Genomic DNA, 573 nt, shown 5'->3' on the forward strand with positions numbered 1-573 from the left:
TAGCGGAAGCGGCAGAATTCCGTGGCGCCGACCTCGAAGACCGGGCGGTATTCGAAGATCTCGAAGCCCTCGACCTCGACGAACCAGCGCCGCTTGGCGGCGGGGTCGGCGAAGGCCTGGAAGACGCGAGCGGGCGAGGCCTTGTAGTGGCGCTCCAGTCGGAAGGTGCTGTGCACGACGGGGGGAAGCTGGGTCATGGCGTGTCCTTTTCGGGTGGGGGGTCTTCGAGGAACTTTTCCAGCCGGTCGAGCCGACGCTCCGAGGGATGGCGGCGCGCCTCGATCCAGAGGGCCAACGGGTCCATGCCCGCCGGCTGCAGGCGGTAGTTGCGCACCCGCCCGACCTTCTCGCTGGCGACGATGCCCGCCTCCTCCAGGACCTGGAGGTGCTGCACGACGGCGGCCAGCGACATGTCGAAAGGGCGGGCCAGCTCGCTGGAGCTGGCCGGGGCGCGGCTCAGGCGCTCGACGATCGCCCGGCGCGTGGTGTCGGCCAGAGCGCGGAGGAGGTCGTCTATGGGCGAACGCTTAAGCATGAACTTTAGTATTTGGGCGCCGATCAGATAGTCAAGTC

Annotated in this window: 2 protein-coding genes; both read right to left on the reverse strand. The window is 67.7% G+C overall.

Going from position 1 to position 573, the window contains the following annotated elements; translation table 11 throughout:
* A partial coding sequence (locus tag AC1DWF_RS37110; protein ID WP_476843421.1) for an SRPBCC family protein occupies positions 1 to 197 on the reverse strand: 197 nt, incomplete at its 3' end.
* Positions 194 to 573: ArsR/SmtB family transcription factor (locus AC1DWF_RS37115; RefSeq protein WP_476843422.1), on the reverse strand; the 380-nt coding region annotated here is incomplete at its 5' end. The genes AC1DWF_RS37115 and AC1DWF_RS37110, both read right to left, overlap by 4 nt.

Source organism: Aminobacter sp. P4_D5 (assembly GCF_056401815.1).